15 protein-coding genes are annotated in these 15,179 nt (G+C 65.2%); 6 read left to right on the top strand and 9 right to left on the bottom strand.

Features of this window, described 5'->3' with window-relative positions:
• Positions 1–20: 20 nt before the first annotated feature.
• Positions 21–2,045, top strand: coding sequence for a M3 family metallopeptidase (locus ACNQPB_RS14070; RefSeq protein ID WP_498752667.1), 2,025 nt, complete (start codon positions 21–23; stop codon positions 2,043–2,045).
• A gap of 210 nt (positions 2,046–2,255) precedes the next feature.
• Here ACNQPB_RS14070 and pdxS read toward each other — a convergent pair whose 3' ends face one another.
• The 4 genes from pdxS to thrS form a co-directional block, all read right to left on the bottom strand.
• Entirely contained in the window at positions 2,256–3,182 is a 927-nt protein-coding gene (pdxS, locus tag ACNQPB_RS14065) for a pyridoxal 5'-phosphate synthase lyase subunit PdxS (RefSeq protein ID WP_120521924.1), read from the bottom strand.
• 200 nt (positions 3,183–3,382) lie between these two features.
• Entirely contained in the window at positions 3,383–4,012 is a 630-nt protein-coding gene (pgsA, locus tag ACNQPB_RS14060) for a phosphatidylinositol phosphate synthase (protein ID WP_498752665.1), read from the bottom strand.
• Positions 4,002–4,595, bottom strand: a complete 594-nt coding sequence (locus ACNQPB_RS14055; RefSeq protein WP_498752663.1) for an HIT family protein — start codon at positions 4,593–4,595, stop codon at positions 4,002–4,004. Before ACNQPB_RS14055 ends, pgsA begins: the two co-directional genes overlap by 11 nt.
• Before the next feature lie 30 nt (positions 4,596–4,625).
• Positions 4,626–6,635, bottom strand: coding sequence for a threonine--tRNA ligase (thrS, locus tag ACNQPB_RS14050; RefSeq protein ID WP_498752661.1), 2,010 nt, complete (start codon positions 6,633–6,635; stop codon positions 4,626–4,628).
• 204 nt (positions 6,636–6,839) lie between these two features.
• On the opposite strand from thrS, the gene ACNQPB_RS14045 reads away from it, so the two are divergent.
• Positions 6,840–7,229 carry a hypothetical protein gene (locus ACNQPB_RS14045; RefSeq protein WP_498752659.1) on the top strand — a complete coding sequence of 130 codons (390 nt, stop codon included), beginning with the start codon at positions 6,840–6,842 and terminating at the stop codon, positions 7,227–7,229.
• 123 nt (positions 7,230–7,352) lie between these two features.
• On the top strand, positions 7,353–7,610 hold the full coding sequence (locus ACNQPB_RS14040) for a mycoredoxin (protein WP_498752657.1): 258 nt from the start codon (positions 7,353–7,355) through the stop codon (positions 7,608–7,610).
• On the opposite strand, the gene ACNQPB_RS14035 is transcribed toward ACNQPB_RS14040, so the two are convergent.
• The 4 genes from ACNQPB_RS14035 to ACNQPB_RS14020 form a co-directional block, all read right to left on the bottom strand.
• A complete protein-coding gene (locus ACNQPB_RS14035; RefSeq protein ID WP_498752655.1) occupies positions 7,607–9,931 on the bottom strand; it encodes an FdhF/YdeP family oxidoreductase in 2,325 nt (774 codons plus the stop codon). The two genes, ACNQPB_RS14040 and ACNQPB_RS14035, sit on opposite strands and share 4 nt — an antisense overlap.
• A 117-nt stretch (positions 9,932–10,048) precedes the next feature.
• Positions 10,049–10,801 (bottom strand): lipoate--protein ligase family protein, encoded by a 753-nt coding sequence (locus tag ACNQPB_RS14030; RefSeq protein ID WP_498752653.1) that lies wholly within the window; start codon positions 10,799–10,801, stop codon positions 10,049–10,051.
• Positions 10,801–11,604 (bottom strand): thioesterase family protein, encoded by an 804-nt coding sequence (locus tag ACNQPB_RS14025; RefSeq protein ID WP_498752651.1) that lies wholly within the window; start codon positions 11,602–11,604, stop codon positions 10,801–10,803. Before ACNQPB_RS14025 ends, ACNQPB_RS14030 begins: the two co-directional genes overlap by 1 nt.
• A 47-nt stretch (positions 11,605–11,651) precedes the next feature.
• Positions 11,652–12,155 carry a DedA family protein gene (locus ACNQPB_RS14020; RefSeq protein ID WP_498752649.1) on the bottom strand — a complete coding sequence of 168 codons (504 nt, stop codon included), beginning with the start codon at positions 12,153–12,155 and terminating at the stop codon, positions 11,652–11,654.
• Positions 12,156–12,361: 206 nt separating this feature from the next.
• Here ACNQPB_RS14020 and ACNQPB_RS14015 point away from each other — a divergent pair, with 206 nt between their 5' ends.
• Positions 12,362–13,054, top strand: a complete 693-nt coding sequence (locus ACNQPB_RS14015) for an endonuclease/exonuclease/phosphatase family protein (RefSeq protein WP_498752838.1) — start codon at positions 12,362–12,364, stop codon at positions 13,052–13,054.
• A gap of 47 nt (positions 13,055–13,101) precedes the next feature.
• Here ACNQPB_RS14015 and ACNQPB_RS14010 read toward each other — a convergent pair whose 3' ends face one another.
• Positions 13,102–13,293, bottom strand: coding sequence for a DUF1918 domain-containing protein (locus ACNQPB_RS14010; protein ID WP_498752647.1), 192 nt, complete (start codon positions 13,291–13,293; stop codon positions 13,102–13,104).
• Positions 13,294–13,445: 152 nt separating this feature from the next.
• On the opposite strand from ACNQPB_RS14010, the gene ACNQPB_RS14005 reads away from it, so the two are divergent.
• Entirely contained in the window at positions 13,446–14,510 is a 1,065-nt protein-coding gene (locus tag ACNQPB_RS14005; RefSeq protein ID WP_498752645.1) for a PDDEXK nuclease domain-containing protein, read from the top strand.
• Between the two features lie 61 nt (positions 14,511–14,571).
• Entirely contained in the window at positions 14,572–15,177 is a 606-nt protein-coding gene (locus ACNQPB_RS14000; protein ID WP_498752643.1) for a TetR/AcrR family transcriptional regulator, read from the top strand.
• The last annotated feature ends 2 nt before the right edge of the window (positions 15,178–15,179 follow it).

Raw genomic sequence — 15,179 nt, 5'->3', positions numbered from 1 at the left:
AGCCGTGAAAGTGTTCCTTCATGACGATTTCCAGCAGCAATCCCCTGCTCACACCCAGCGATCTTCCCTACCAGTTGCCGCCGTTCGCAGCGATTGAAGACAGCCATTATGCGGAAGCCATCGAGGCCGGGCTGACCGGGCAGCTTGCGGAAATCGACGCGATCCTTGCCGGCTCCGGGATGCCGGACTTCGAGAACACCGCTGCCGCCATGGAACGCTCGGGCCAGCTCCTGGGGCGTGCCGTGAACTCCTTCTTCACCCTTGTTTCGGCAGACGCCAGTGAATCGATCCGGGAGCTCGAAACTGCGCTCATGCCCAAGCTGGCGGCGCACCGGGATGCGATCTATTTGAACAAAGCGCTGTACGAGCGTTTCGCCGCGATCGACACCACCGGTCTTGACGCCGAGTCGCGCCGCCTGGTGGAGGAATACCTGCGCGAGTTCCGGCAGTCCGGGATCCAGCTGGACGCGGAGGGCCAGAACCGGCTCCGGGATCTCAACGCGGAGCTTTCACGGCTCGGCACCGAGTTTGGCCAGCGGACCAAGGAGGCAATGAAGGCGGGCGCGGTCCTCGCGGCGGACCCTGAAGAACTGGCTGGACTCCCTGAAGACGACATCGCCAGCGCTGCCGAGGCCGCGCGGGCGGCCGGCCACGACGGGAAATATCTGCTGACGCTGATCCAGCCGAGCAACCAGGCAGCGATGGCCTCGCTCGAAAACCGGGAGCTGCGGCGGCGCCTTTACGAGGCGTCCATTGGCCGGGGCACCGACGGCGGGGCGCTGGACGTCCGGGAACTGGTCCTCGCCCTGGTCCGCCTGCGCGCGGCGAAGGCGGCACTGCTGGGGTTCGCGAACTACGCCGAACTGGTGGTGGAACGGCAGACCGCGCCGGACTATGCCGCCGTCGAAAGCATGCTGAACCGCCTGGCACCGGCCGCCGTCCGAAACGCCGACGCCGAAGCCGCCGCATTGGCGGAAAGCGCCGGGCACCCCCTGGAGGCGTGGGACTGGGCCTTCTACTCAGCCAAGGTGCGGCGTGAACGGTACGAGGTGGACGAGCAGGCCCTGCGGCCGTACTTCGAACTGGACCGCGTGCTCACGGACGGGGTCTTCTTCGCGGCGAACAAGCTCTATGGCCTGACATTCCAGGAGCGCAGCGACCTCTCGGGTTACCACCCGGACGTGCGGGTTTGGGAAGTCTTCGACGCAGACGGCACCGGCCTGGGCCTTTTCCTGGGTGACTACTACACCAGGGACACCAAGCGCGGCGGGGCGTGGATGAATGCCCTGGTGGAACAGTCGGTTCTCCTGGCCGCCAAGCCGGTGGTGGTCAACACGCTGAACATCTCCAAACCGCCGGCCGGAGAGGCAACGCTCCTGACCCTCGACGAAGTCCGCACCGTTTTCCACGAGTTCGGCCACGCCTTGCACGGCCTGCTTTCCAAGGTCATCTACCCGCGGTTTTCCGGGCCGGAGGTGCCGCGGGACTTCGTGGAGTACCCTTCCCAGGTCAACGAAATGTGGATCATGTGGCCGGAAGTGCTTGCCAACTACGCGCGCCATTACCGCACCGGCGAGCCGCTCCCCCGCGAAACCGTCACCCGCCTGGAGGATTCCCGGCTCTGGGGCGAGGGCTTCGCCACCACGGAATACCTCGGAGCCGCGCTGCTGGACCTGGCGTGGCATGTGCTCGACGATTCCAGCATCCCGGAAGACGTCCTCGACTTCGAAGCCAAGGCCCTTGCCGCTGCCGGCGTGGCGCACGCCCTGATCCCGCCGCGCTACCGCACAGGCTACTTCCAGCACATCTTCGCGGGCGACGGCTATTCGGCCGGCTATTACTCCTACATCTGGAGCGAGGTGCTGGATGCCGACACGGTCGAATGGTTCAAGGACAACGGCGGCCTCACCCGCGCAAACGGCGACACTTTCCGCGCCGAGCTCCTCTCGCGCGGCAACAGCCGCGACCCCCTGGATTCCTTCCGGGCCTTCCGCGGACGCGACGCGGACATCACCCCGCTCCTAAAGCGCCGCGGCCTGGAGTAACGTCCCCACCCCTTAAACCAACGACGGCGGGCGGGCGCACAAAAAGGGTCAGCCCCCCCACCTCAATAAAAAAAAAACCACAAGCAGAGGGCGGGACGTAAAAACGCACCCTGCGTAAAAGGGCCCCGCGCCCTGAGCAGAGACCTAGGTGCTAACAGAGCGCGGGGATAGCACGCAGAGGATTGCCGCTACCCGAGACCTAGGTAAGCCCTACCAGCCGCGCTCGGCCAGGCGGTGCGGCTGGGGGATCTCGTCGACGTTGATGCCGACCATGGCTTCGCCCAGTCCGCGGGAGACCTTGGCGATGACGTCCGGGTCGTCGTAGAAGGTGGTGGCCTTCACGACGGCGGCGGCACGCTGGGCCGGGTTGCCGGACTTGAAGATGCCCGAGCCGACGAACACGCCGTCAGCGCCCAGCTGCATCATCATCGCAGCGTCGGCCGGGGTGGCGATGCCGCCGGCGGTGAACAGCACCACGGGAAGCTTGCCGGTCGCAGCAACTTCCTTGACCAGCTCGTACGGGGCCTGCAGTTCCTTGGCCGCGACGTACAGCTCGTCCTCGGGCAGGGCCGAGAGCTTGGCGATCTCGGCACGGATCTGGCGCATGTGCCCGGTCGCGTTGGACACGTCGCCGGTGCCGGCCTCGCCCTTGGAACGGATCATCGCGGCGCCCTCGTTGATGCGGCGCAGCGCCTCACCCAGGTTCGTGGCACCGCAGACGAAGGGAACGGTGAAGTTCCATTTGTCGATGTGGTTGACGTAGTCGGCCGGGGTCAGGACCTCGGACTCGTCGATGTAGTCCACACCCAGGGACTGCAGCACCTGGGCTTCGACGAAGTGGCCGATGCGGGCCTTGGCCATCACCGGGATGGACACGGCTTCGATGATCTGATCGATCATGTCCGGATCGGACATGCGGGACACGCCGCCCTGGGCGCGGATGTCAGCGGGAACACGCTCGAGGGCCATGACCGCCACGGCACCGGCATCTTCGGCGATGCGGGCCTGCTCGACGTTGACAACGTCCATGATGACGCCGCCCTTGAGCATCTCAGCCATGCCCCGCTTCACGCGGCTGCTGCCCGTCACGGACGCTGCGGACGAGCCGGCTTCGTTGCTTACATCTGGTGTAGACACAAAAACCCCTATGGGTAGATAGAAGACCTTCTGCCCGGGGCGCATGCGGACGGGAGCCACTCGAAGCGCGCCGGATTTCCAGGCCGTATTGACCAAGTACTTCCATACTAGTCCCCAGCGGCAGGGCGTTTGCACTTCATGAACGGGCGCGGGAAAGGTGCCCGTTGCCGCTGTTCCGGGACGGCAGGCGCGGGTCCGGCTCAGGCTGAGGCGCCGCCGTCGACTGCCGCGAGGGACTGGCGGCGCACGGCCGCCATGCGCTGCACGACGGTGACGGCTGTGGCGGCGGCGAGGGCAACAAGGGTCACGAACAGGACCACCGGCGGCAGCCCGAGCCCGGTGAGGCCGGTGACCAGAAGCACCGAAATCAACCGCTCGGCGCGCTCCGCGATGCCCACGTTGGCGTGGAAGCCAAGGGATTCCGCCTTCGCCCTGGCGTAGGAAACCACCATGCCCAGCACCAGGCAGGCGAGGGAGGCAAGGGCGATCGGGCGGTCAGCGCCGCCGGTGAAGAACCAGATGGAGACGCCGGCGAAAATCGCCCCGTCCGCAATCCGGTCCAGGGTGGAGTCAAGGAAGTTTCCCCATGCACCGCTGCGGCCCTGCTGGCGTGCCATGATTCCGTCCACGACGTCGGACAAGGCGAAGACCGCGATCAGCAGGGATCCCCACCAGAGCTCGCCGAGCGGATAAAGCACGATGGCACCCAGCACGACGCCGGACGTGCCGACGATCGTGACGGCGTCCGGCGAGACTCCGTGTTTGAGGAGGAAACGGGCTATGGGGGCGAAGATCGCGGTGAAGAAGCCGCGGGCATGCCTATTGAGCATCCGACTCCCCCGGCCAGGCGTCGGCCACCTGCTGCCTGACCTCGTCGAGGGTCTGGGTGATGGCCTTGGTCTGGGCAATGATGGGGAAGAAGTTCCCGTCCCCGCCCCAGCGCGGAACAACGTGCTGGTGCAGGTGGGCTGCGATTCCCGCGCCACCGGTGACGCCCTGGTTCATGCCCAGGTTGAAGCCGCTGGGGTTGGCCACCTTCCGCAGCACGCGCATCGCGGTCTGCGTCAGCTCGGACATCTCCGCGGTTTCCTCGAGCGTGATGTCCGTGTAGTCGGGGACGTGCCGGTACGGGCAGACCAACAGGTGTCCGGGGTTGTACGGGAAGAGGTTGAGTACCACGAAGCAGGTCTTGCCGCGGTGCACGATCAGCGACTCCTCGTCGCTGCGGGATGGCGCCACACAGAAGGGGCAGTCGTCCTGGTCCTTGAACTGCTGCTGGCCGCCTTTGATGTATGCCATGCGGTGCGGAGTCCACAGGCGCTGGAAGGCGTCGGGAACGCCTGCCAGGCCGAAGTCGTCGGTTACTTCGGCATCACCAGGGTATTCAGGGCTCACGCCTGTGTCCTCCTGCACTGTTCTCCTGACGTGGACGCTGGCTGCCCGTCAGCTCTCGCGGTTCTTGACGGCGTCGACGATCCGGCGGACGGCTTCGGCAACGGGCACGCCGTTGTCCTGGCTGCCGTCGCGGAAGCGGAACGACACTGCCCCGGCCTCGGCGTCCTCGCCGCCGGCGATCAGGACGAAGGGGATCTTGTCCTTGCTGGCGGTGCGGATCTTCTTCGGGAAGCGGTCCGAGGAAATATCCACTTCGGCGCGGATGCCTGCGGCCTTGAGCTGGTCCACGACGTCGAACATGTAGTCGTTGAACGCTTCGGCGACCGGGATGCCGACCACTTGGACGGGTGACAGCCATGCCGGGAAGGCTCCCGCGTAGTGTTCGGTCAGCACGCCCATGAAACGCTCCACGGAGCCGAAGAGCGCGCGGTGGATCATGACCGGGCGCTGGCGGGTGCCGTCGGCGGCCTGGTACTCGAGTTCGAAACGCTCGGGCAGGTTGAAGTCCAACTGGATGGTGGACATCTGCCAGGTCCGGCCCAGCGCGTCCTTCGCCTGCACGGAGATCTTCGGGCCGTAGAACGCCGCTCCGCCCGGATCCGGAACCAGCTCCAGCCCGGAGGCCTCGGCCACCTCGGCCAGGGTGCGGGTTGCCTCTTCCCAGATGGCGTCGTCACCGACGAACTTGTCTTCGTTCCTGGTGGACAGTTCCAGGTAGAAGTCATCCAGCCCGTAGTCCTTCAGGAGGCCCAGGACGAAGTTCAGGGTGGAGGTGAGCTCGTCCTTCATCTGCTCTTTGGTGCAGTAGATGTGGGCGTCGTCCTGTGTCATGCCGCGGACCCGGGTCAGGCCGTGCACGACGCCGGACTTCTCGTAGCGGTAGACGGAACCGAACTCGAAGAGCCGCAACGGCAGCTCGCGGTAGGAGCGGCCGCGCGAGCGGAAGATGAGGTTGTGCATGGGGCAGTTCATCGGCTTCAGGTAGTAGTCCTGGCCGGGCTTGCGCACGGTGCCGTCCTCGTTCAGCTCGGCGTCGATGTGCATCGCCGGGAACATGCCGTCGCGGTACCAGTCAAGGTGTCCGGAAACCTCGTAGAGGTGGCCCTTGGTGATGTGCGGGGTGTAGACGAACTCGTAGCCGGCGTCCACATGGCGCTGCCGGGAGTAGTCCTCCATGGCCTTGCGGATGATGCCGCCCTTGGGATGGAACACGGGCAGGCCGGAGCCCAGTTCGTCCGGGAAGGAGAACAGGTCCAGTTCGGCGCCGAGCTTGCGGTGGTCGCGGCGCTCGGCCTCGGCGATGCGCTCCTGGTAGGCCTTGAGCGCATCCTTGGTGGGCCATGCGGTGCCGTAGATGCGCTGCAGCTGCTGGTTGTTCTGGTTGCCCAGCCAGTATGCCGCCGAGGAACGGGTCAGCGCGAAGGCGTTGGAAATCAGCTTGGTGTTAGGCAGATGCGGGCCACGGCAGAGGTCACACCAGACAGCTTCTCCGCTCTTGCGGTCAACGTTGTCGTAGATGGTGATGTCTCCGGCGCCCACCTCGACATTGACGCCCTCCCCGGCGTCGGAGGCGTCATTCTTCTTGCCGAGCAGTTCGAGCTTGTAGGGCTCGTTCTTCATCGCTTCGCGGGCTTCGTCCTCGTTGACCACACGGCGCACGAACTTCTGGTTCTGGTTGATGATTTTCTGCATCATCTTTTCGAGGGTGCGCAGGTCCTCCGGGGTGAAGGGTTCGGCAACGTCGAAGTCGAAGTAGAAGCCGTCTGTGATGTACGGGCCGATGCCGAGTTTCGCATCGGGACGCAACTGCTGCACGGCCTGTGCCATGACGTGGGCGGTGGAGTGCCTGAGGACGTTGAGTCCGTCCGGGGAGTCGATGGTGACGCCTTCGATGTCGGCGCCTTCGGGCAGCACCTGGTCGAGGTCCTTGAGTTCACCGTTCACCCGGGCGACGACGACGTCGCGCCGTTCGAAGAAGAGTTCCGCCCCGGTAGTCCCCTCCGTCACCTTGGTCTCTTCGCCATCGACGATGAGGGTGATCTGCTGGGCATCTGACACGGGGGTCTCCTATTCATTGTTGAGGCTTCATAGCTTGTGGCGTACGGGGACCACAGCCAGCCACCGTCCATCGTATCGGTTCGGCCGAGGGCGTCCAAAGCTGCCCCGCGGGCCCCGGGCAGACTGTCTTGCGGGCCGCCGGAAAGCGGGACCGGAACCCTTTTAGGGGTGGACGGCGGCGGGGCCGGGGAGCAGGATTGAGCCATGAGTACCCATGACGCATTCCTGAAGCAGGCAAGCATCACGGCAACCGAGGCCACCCTGGTGGCCCGCTTTGAGATCGACGGCAGTATTCCCGGCTCGGGCGCCTATGTAGTGGGCCTCATGGCCGCCAGCCCGGACTATTCCTCGCAGCGCAGGCTCGGCGTCGAATTCATGAACGGCGAAGCGATCGCGTTCTTCGCCTTCAACCACGACCAGGGCACCGAGGAAAACTACGACCTCAAGGACGTTGCACACACCGGCAACACGATCACCGCGAACTTCCCGATTTCGGCCATCAACGGCCTGGGCAAAGGCCACGTGATCACCGCCTTCAGCGAAGCGGACGGCCGGGAGTTCCAGTCCGGTGTTCCGGTGACCGAAAGCCTCTGAAATCACCGGTCCTGCTGCGCCGGACGTCATGTGACGTCCGGCGCCTGCCGTTGCGCATGGGAATAGCCTGGCCCGGGGTACCGTTGGTGCGAGTAGTTCACAACAACGGCGACAGGAGCAATCTTGGACTTCACCCCCGATTCCGGCACCATCACCATGTTCTCGACCACCTGGTGCGGCTACTGCAAGAGGCTGAAGAAGCAGCTGGATGTGCAGGGCATCGGCTACACCGAGATCAACATCGAAGAGGTCGACGGCACTGCCGAAATCGTGGAGAAGATCAACGGCGGCAACCGCACCGTTCCCACGGTGCTGTTCCCGGATGGAACCGCCGCCACCAATCCCTCCGCCGCGGAGATCGTCGAGCGCCTCGCAGCCTAAGTGGATCCGGCCACCCGGACCAGGTCCGGGGCGGCGGCCGCTTCGAGCCGTATGATCACGGATTTCGACGCCGGGGTGTTGCTTCCCTCGGCGGTTGAATCCAGCGGCACCAGGACGTTCGCCTCGGGGTAGTACGCGGTGGCACATCCGCGGGCGCTGGGGTACGCAATCAGGCGCAGCTGGCGCAGGACCCTGTCGACGCCGTCGGCCGCTTCGCTGTGGACGTCCACGTAGCCGCCGTCGGCCAAGCCAAGATCCGCAAGATCCTGCGGGTGGACAAAGAGCACCATCCGCCCTTTCTTCACGCCCCGGTACCTGTCGTTCATGCTGTAAGTGGTCGTGTTGAACTGGTCGTGGGAGCGGACGGTCTGCAATAACAGACGGCCGGCCGGCACATGGATGGTCTCAAGCCTGTTCACGGTGAACATGGCTTTGCCGCTCGCAGTGGGAAACGTCCGCGAATCCCGCGGCCCGTGCGGCAGGACGAAGCCGTCCTGGGTCCGCGCCCGGGCATTGAAGTTTTCGAAACCGGGCACCACACGCGAAATGTGATCCCGGATGCGGTCGTAGTTGGCGCTGAGGCCCTCCCAGTCGACGGCGACCTTGCCGCCAAGCACCGCCCGCGCCAGCGCACAAACAATCGCCACCTCGGACCTGGCGTCGGCCGGGACCGGTTCCAGGTTCCCTTCTGAACGGTGCACCGCGCAGACCGTGTCCTCTACCGTGACAAATTGCGCCCCGGATGCCTGCATGTCAATCTCGGTGCGGCCCAGGGTGGGCAGGATCAGCGCCTGAGCGCCGGTCACGGCATGTGAACGATTCAGCTTGGTCGAGATCTGCACGGAGAGCCGGGTCCTGCGCACTGCGGCCTCCGCGGATCCGGTGTCGGAGATGGCATGCACCAGGTTCCCGCCGAGTGCAACGAGGACCTTGATCCTGCCGTCCCGCATGCCCCTGATGCTGTCCACGGCATCGACGCCGTCCGTGCGGGGCGGATCGAAGCCGAACTCGCGCTGCAGGGCATCCAGGAACCACGCCGGCATCTTCTCCCAGATACCCATCGTCCGGTCACCCTGCACGTTGCTGTGACCCCGGATGGGCGATGGCCCCGCCCCTGCCTTGCCGATGTTTCCCCGGAGCAGCAGCAGGTTGATGATCTCCTTGATCGTGTCCACCGCCTTGCGGTGCTGGGTCAGTCCCATGGCCCAGGTGACGATGACGCGCCGCGCGCCCAGGTACCGCTGCGCGAGCTCATCGATCTCGCTTGCGCCAAGGCCCGTTGCGGCCAGCACCTCTTGCTCGTCGAGGTTTTCGAGGTGCGCCCGGAGCCCGTCCAGGCCCTGGCAGTGCTTCTTGATGAAATCGTGGTCCAGGACGGTTCCGGGCGCAGACCTTTCGGCGTCGAGGACGCGCTTGGACAGAGCCTGCAGCAGGGCCATGTCGCCGGCAAGGCGGATCTGCAGGAACTGATCGGCGAGGTCGGTCCCGCGGCCCACCAGCCCACGCACGCTCTGCGGATTCCTGAAATTGATCAGTCCGGCCTCCGGAAGCGGATTGACTGCCACGATCGAAGCACCGGCCTGTTTGGCTTCTTCCAATGCCGTGAGCATCCGCGGGTGGCAGGTTCCCGGGTTCTGTCCCATCACGATGATCAACTCGGATTTGGCGAAATCGGCGTACCTCACAGCGGCTTTGCCGACCCCGATGGTCTCCGTCATCGCCACGCCGGACGATTCGTGGCACATGTTGGAGCAGTCCGGCAGGTTGTTGGTTCCGAAGGCGCGTGCAAAGAGCTGATAGGCGAAGGCTGCCTCGTTGCTGGTGCGGCCGCTCGTATAGAAGGCCGCTTCGTCGGGAGAATCCAGCGCATTCAGTTCCTGGGCGATGATCCGGAACGCCTCGTCCCACGCAACCGGGTGATAGTGGTCCGATCCCTCCGGCTTGTAGACGGGCTCTGTCAGCCGGCCCTGCTGGCCAAGCCAGTACTCCGTGCGGGAGGCGAGGGATCCGACGTCGTTCTCTTCCCAGAAAGTCGCGGGGACCGTGAGCATGCCCGCTTCCCAGCCGACTGCCTTGGCGCCGTTCTCGCAGAATTCCGCTGCTTTCCGGTGGTCCGGATCCGGCCAGGCGCACCCCATGCAGTCGTAGCCGTCCTTCTGGTTGACGGCGCGGAGTGCCTTCCAGGCCCGGCCGACTCCCATTTCGCCGACGGCGCGCGGCACCGTCTCGGCCAGGCTGGGCAGCCCCGCTGCCGAACGCCCGGGGGCGCCGACCTTGAGCCGTGCGTCAGAGTCTTGGACTTCCGGTGCTTTCCGATCCACGGTGCACCACCTCCCTCGCCGGGAAGACCATGGGAATCGCGCGTTCCGGCACCAAGCCTAGTCCCGGCACCGGCCGGCGACAACGTCCGGCCCGGGCGGGAGATGCGGGCGGGCGCGTCAGCCCAGCAGTGTCCGGAAGTCGCCGTCGCGCAGTTCCGCATGCCCCGCATACGCCTTGATGATGGCTTCCTCAACCGCCGGAACATCCACTCCAGGCAGGAGGTCGTCCGCGGCGCCCGCTGTTGCCGGATCCCAGTCAAGGCCGAGCGCCTCATAACTCGCCGCCAGCACCGCGCGGATCGGAGCAGAATCCTGGACCACCACCACCGAGCTGAACAGCCAAGCGCCGGATACAACGCGCTGGGCAGTGCCGATCAGCTTGACCCTGTGGGCAGGAAACTCCGGGTCCACGCCGTGCACGCTGAACTCGCCGGGACAGTACTCCCCGGGAATTTCGCCGACGGCGGCGTGGAGCCCGACGCTTCGCAGCGCACCTGCCAGCAACTCGCCGAAGTACGCGAAGCGCCCTTTCGCGCCGGCGATCGCGTCCTGATGCGGCTCCACGTGGTCCACCACGAGGGTGCCTTGATGGTAGGCAGCTGCCCGGCCGCCGGCCTTTCGTACCAGGGGTTCGAAGCCGAGGTCACGGCAGGCCTGGGCCGCGGCCCCGAAGCCGGGCAGTTTGGCGTCGCGCTGCCCGAAGGCAACGGTCGGCTCCGGCCGGTACAGCCTGAGGGTCGGCTCCAGCTGCCCGCGGCGGGCGCGGTTAAGCAGCTCGATGCCGAAATCGAGGTCTTCGGGTGCACCCAGGGATTCGCCCTGCCGCATCACGGTCAGGGTTCCGGCACCGCCGGTCACTGCGGCGGTCATCAGCTGCGCCTCAGGGTGAGGATTTGCTCAGCCCTGCCGAAGGGGCCTTTGAGGTCATGCAGTACGGTCGACGTCAGGCCGATCCCGTCGGTACCGAAGGAAACCTTGTTGTCCAGTCCAAGCCAGTCCCCCGCAGGTTCCCGGTACATGTGGACCTGAAGGTCCAGGTTCGGGAACAGGTAGCTGTTCTTGCCGGGAGAAACCCGCGCGGCAATCCCGTTGGCGGTGTCCACGAGACCGATCAGGCGGGCGAAGTCGCGGCTGTCCCCGGCGTCCGTCAAAGCTACGTCCGTGTGGATCCACACCTTGCCCGAGCCCGGGCGGTGGCCTTCGGCGATGCGCATCTCAAGGGAACGGATATAGCCGCCAGGCCACACACTGGCTCCATCCCAGGGCTTGCATTCGTCGGGCGGGGGCATGGGTTCATCTTCGATGGCCGCGACCGCGCTGGTGTCGCTGGTGGCCATCCGCCAGGCGGTTGCCCGGATGGCGGTCCGTCCGCCGGCGGAAAGCTCGGCCTGGATCAGTTCGATCGTCTTCCCGGGACGCAGGGTGGTGCTCGTAACTGTGAATTCACCGCCTGGAATCAAGCCCAGGATCTCGTAGCTGATCCGGGCGATCCGCATGTCGTCGCGGGGCTCGTGGCGAAGCAGGACCTCGGCCAGAATTCCGGAAGCCGGCGCCATGTGCTGCTCGTGGGGGTTCCAGGCCCCCTGGACGTGGATAGTTGAACGGTAGCGCCCGCCGCCAAGCGTCTCGTAGTAGAAATTGCCCTCTGCGAGTTCGGGAAGCTCAGTGCCCACGCATGCCCTTTCAACGCCCGTTGCCGGATCCTCGTAATTGCTGGAACTCAGACCACTGTATCCCTTGCGGCGGGGGCGTCGGTCGCCACGGCAGCACGGCGCCGCCGCCGCACAACGACGTACACCACCACACCCGCGGCGAGGACAAGGAGGAGCACTCCGGTCACTGGCGAACCGGCCCCGAGGGCCAGCCAGGCGTCAATCGCCGCAAAGCCGATCGTCGCGTACAGCAAGGCCCACGCCGCGGAACCGACGACGGCGGCGGGAAGGTAGCGCCGCAAGGGCATCACGGCGGCGCCCGCGGCGAAGTTGATGGCCGTCTGGACTCCCACCGTGAGGAAGGAAAGCACGACGGCGAACGGTCCCCAGCGCTGGATCAGCGCCTGGGCTTTGGCTGCCTTGGACGTGTGGAAGCGGGCGGCGAAGCGGCTCCGTTCGACGCCGGCGGCGGCTCCCCTGCCCAACCAGTAGGTGACATTGACCCGGATCATCACAATGCCGAACAGGATGGCCAACGCTACGCCGAACGGGAGCTTCAGAATGTCATCCATGGTCCGGCCTCCCAGCCAATCAAACGCGCTTCCATCCTCCAGTGTCTCAGCTTTTGCAAGCTGGCCCGGACCGGCTGCGTGGAGGTGGCCCGGCCAGGCGTGGAAGAATTTTTCCCTTGCTTCGGATTCCCGGGTAACCCATGGAAAGCTGCTAACTTTGGCGAAGGGACAATCCGTTGCTGCAAGTCCAAGGAGGTTTTCTTCTGATCCGGGTAATCAGCTATAACCTCCGCAAGCACAGGGCCAGCAACGAGCTGAACCAGCTTGCCGGTGAGTTCGATCTCGATGCGCTCTGCCTGCAGGAATGCGACGCCGCCGATCTCCCGACGAGCCTGGGCCCGCTGCGCATGGCCGACTCCACCAAGGGAAACCGCCTGGGCCTGGCCATTTACTACCGCGCCGAGCGCTTCAGCCCGCTGGAAAGCAAATCCTTCGCCCTGCAGAAATCCATCCATGACCGGGTGCTGGCGCCGGCGCACGAAAGGCTGCTCGGCACCAGGATGACGGACCACAGCACGGGCCACGAGTTGGTGATCGGTTCCTTCCATGCCGCACCCTTGACGGCATCGAACTCATTGCGCCGCAAGCAGATCCACGCGGCCCACGCCGAACTGATGGCAATGGGCGACGGGCTCATGACACTGATGGTCGGCGATTTCAACTACCCGTTCTTCACGGACAAACTGCATGCACACGTGAAGAACTCGGGCTATTCAGTGTCGCTGAGCGATCGTAAGACTTATCTGCGATACAAAGTCTTCCGGGGCCATTTCGACTTTGCCACGTCCCTCGGCCTGGACATCAGCAAGGTGGAGACCCTTCCGCAGGGCAGGTCTGACCACCTGCCGATCATGGTCACGGCAGAGTACGGACAGGAACCGGCAGTCCTGGCGGGCTAGCGCATCGCGCTGCCCAAATCTCGCTGCGCTCGCTCGGGGATCCCGCGCTAGCTGGTGGTTTTGCGCTCGACGGCGAAATCGCCGCCTGGGTAGAGCATCGTTTCATGCCCATCGTCGAAGCGCACGAAGTAAGGCGGCGCCCCGTTCTCGCCTTTCACCTCGAGGATTTCCCCGTGACGGTCACTCGATCCTACGGTCCTGCCCCGGATGATGATCCGGTCTCCCTGGGAAGCCTCCACGGCAACCACCTCCGTACATCAGCGTAGGGGCCCCGGCGCGCCGAGGGAATGGGATCGGGCCACGAAAGCAGCGGTACTGCACCACCTGCAGAAATGTCGGTGGTGCAGGCTAGGTTCCGGTTGAACCCGTTTTTCCGGAAGGAACCGTCCGTATGTCTGAAACAGCCCGCTTCGAAGCCACCCCCGCAGCGTCCTCCATGCCCGCTTGGTACCCGGAGTTGCTCGCCTCGGTTTCGAGCCAGATCAATGCCGGCCGGTCACGGGCCATCTCCGCCGCCAACCGGGAAATGCTGCTGGCCTACTGGAACATCGGAAGGGAACTGTCCGCACGGGAAAACGCGGAAGGATGGGGCAGCAAGGTCGTCACCCGGCTCTCAGCGGACGTGCGATCCGCGTTCCCGGAGGCCAAGGGATTCTCGCCCCGCAACCTGCGCTATATGAAGTCATTCGCCCAGGCCTGGCCGGACTTCCCAATGTTGCAACAGCCTGTTGCAACATTGCCGTGGGGCCACAACGTCGTCCTGCTGGACAAACTGGACCAAGAGGAGAGCCGCCTCTGGTACGCGGAACGGGCTCTGGCCGAGGGCTGGTCCCGCAACGTCCTCGCCCTCCAAATCGACAGCAAGGTCCGGGAACGCTCAGGCAAGGCCGTGACGAACTTCCGGGAGACCTTGGCCCCGCCGGGTTCGGACCTTGCTGTGCAGGCCTTCAAGGACCCTTACGTCTTCGACTTCGTGGCGATGACCGGGCAACGGGATGAGCGGGACCTGGAACACCAGCTGATCGTGCACGTGGAAAAATTCCTGCTGGAACTGGGCCGGGGCTTCGCCTTCGTAGGACGCCAGGTGCGGCTGACCGTAGGCAGCGACGAGTTCTACGCGGACCTGCTCTTCTACAACTTCAAGCTGCGCTGCTTCGTGGTCGTTGAACTCAAGGCCACCGCGTTCAAGCCCGAATACCTGGGGCAGATCAACCTGTACATGTCCGCCGTCGATGACCTGCTCGGGCATCCGGACGACCAAGCGACCATCGGCCTGCTGCTGTGCAAGACCAAGAACAACGTGGTGGCCGAGTACGCGCTTCGGGGATTCAGTAAACCCATCGGCGTCGCGGAATGGGAGGCCGAAATCGTGGCCTCCCTCCCCGAGGAGTTTGCCTCCACCCTGCCCAGCATCACGTTGCTGGAGTCGGAGCTCCGGCGGCAGGGTGCGGAGTAAGGCTAGTGCCAAACCCAGCTAGTAGGTAGACTGGCCTACCTACTAGCGAGGGGAACAAAGCATGCCGGCAACCAAGCAGGATCTTCCAACGGGCAAGCAACCCCGCAAACGGGCGCGCGAGGCCCTGCTGCAGGCTGCTGCCCGGCGCTTCTATGCCGACGGGCTGGCCGGAACCGGCATCGATGCCATCACGGCCGAAGCCGGAGTGGCCAAGAAGAGCCTCTACAACAACTTCTCGTCCAAAGCCGAATTGGTCGGTGCCTACCTGGAAGCCCGCCACGCCGAATGGCTGGAGCTCTACCATGCACGGCTGGAAGGCGCAGCCGACGGCAGGGAACGGATCTTGGCGGTCTTTGACGCCTATGCGGATCACGCGGGCCTGGCCTATGAGCACGGTTTTCGCGGCTGCGGGCTTCTCAACGCCGCCGCCGAATTGCCTGCAGGCGATCCCGGCCGGGCAGCCGTCCGCGGTCACAAGGAGGAGGTTGAGGCCCTGCTTGCGGAGCACCTTGCAGAGCTTCTTCCGGAGTCCGGAGGCGTTGCCCCGATGGCACGCCACCTTGCGTTCCTGTTGGAAGGGTCGATGGCCCGTGCGGGACTCGAAGGCAATGACCGGTGCATCCGGGAAGCGCGCCGGATCGCCTTGGACCTGATCGGCGCACTGTGAAC

Origin of the sequence: Curtobacterium sp. LFS079, from assembly GCF_047977865.1 — a bacterium.
Lineage (GTDB): Bacteria > Actinomycetota > Actinomycetes > Actinomycetales > Micrococcaceae > Arthrobacter.
This window is presented reverse-complemented; position numbering and strand designations above follow the sequence as displayed.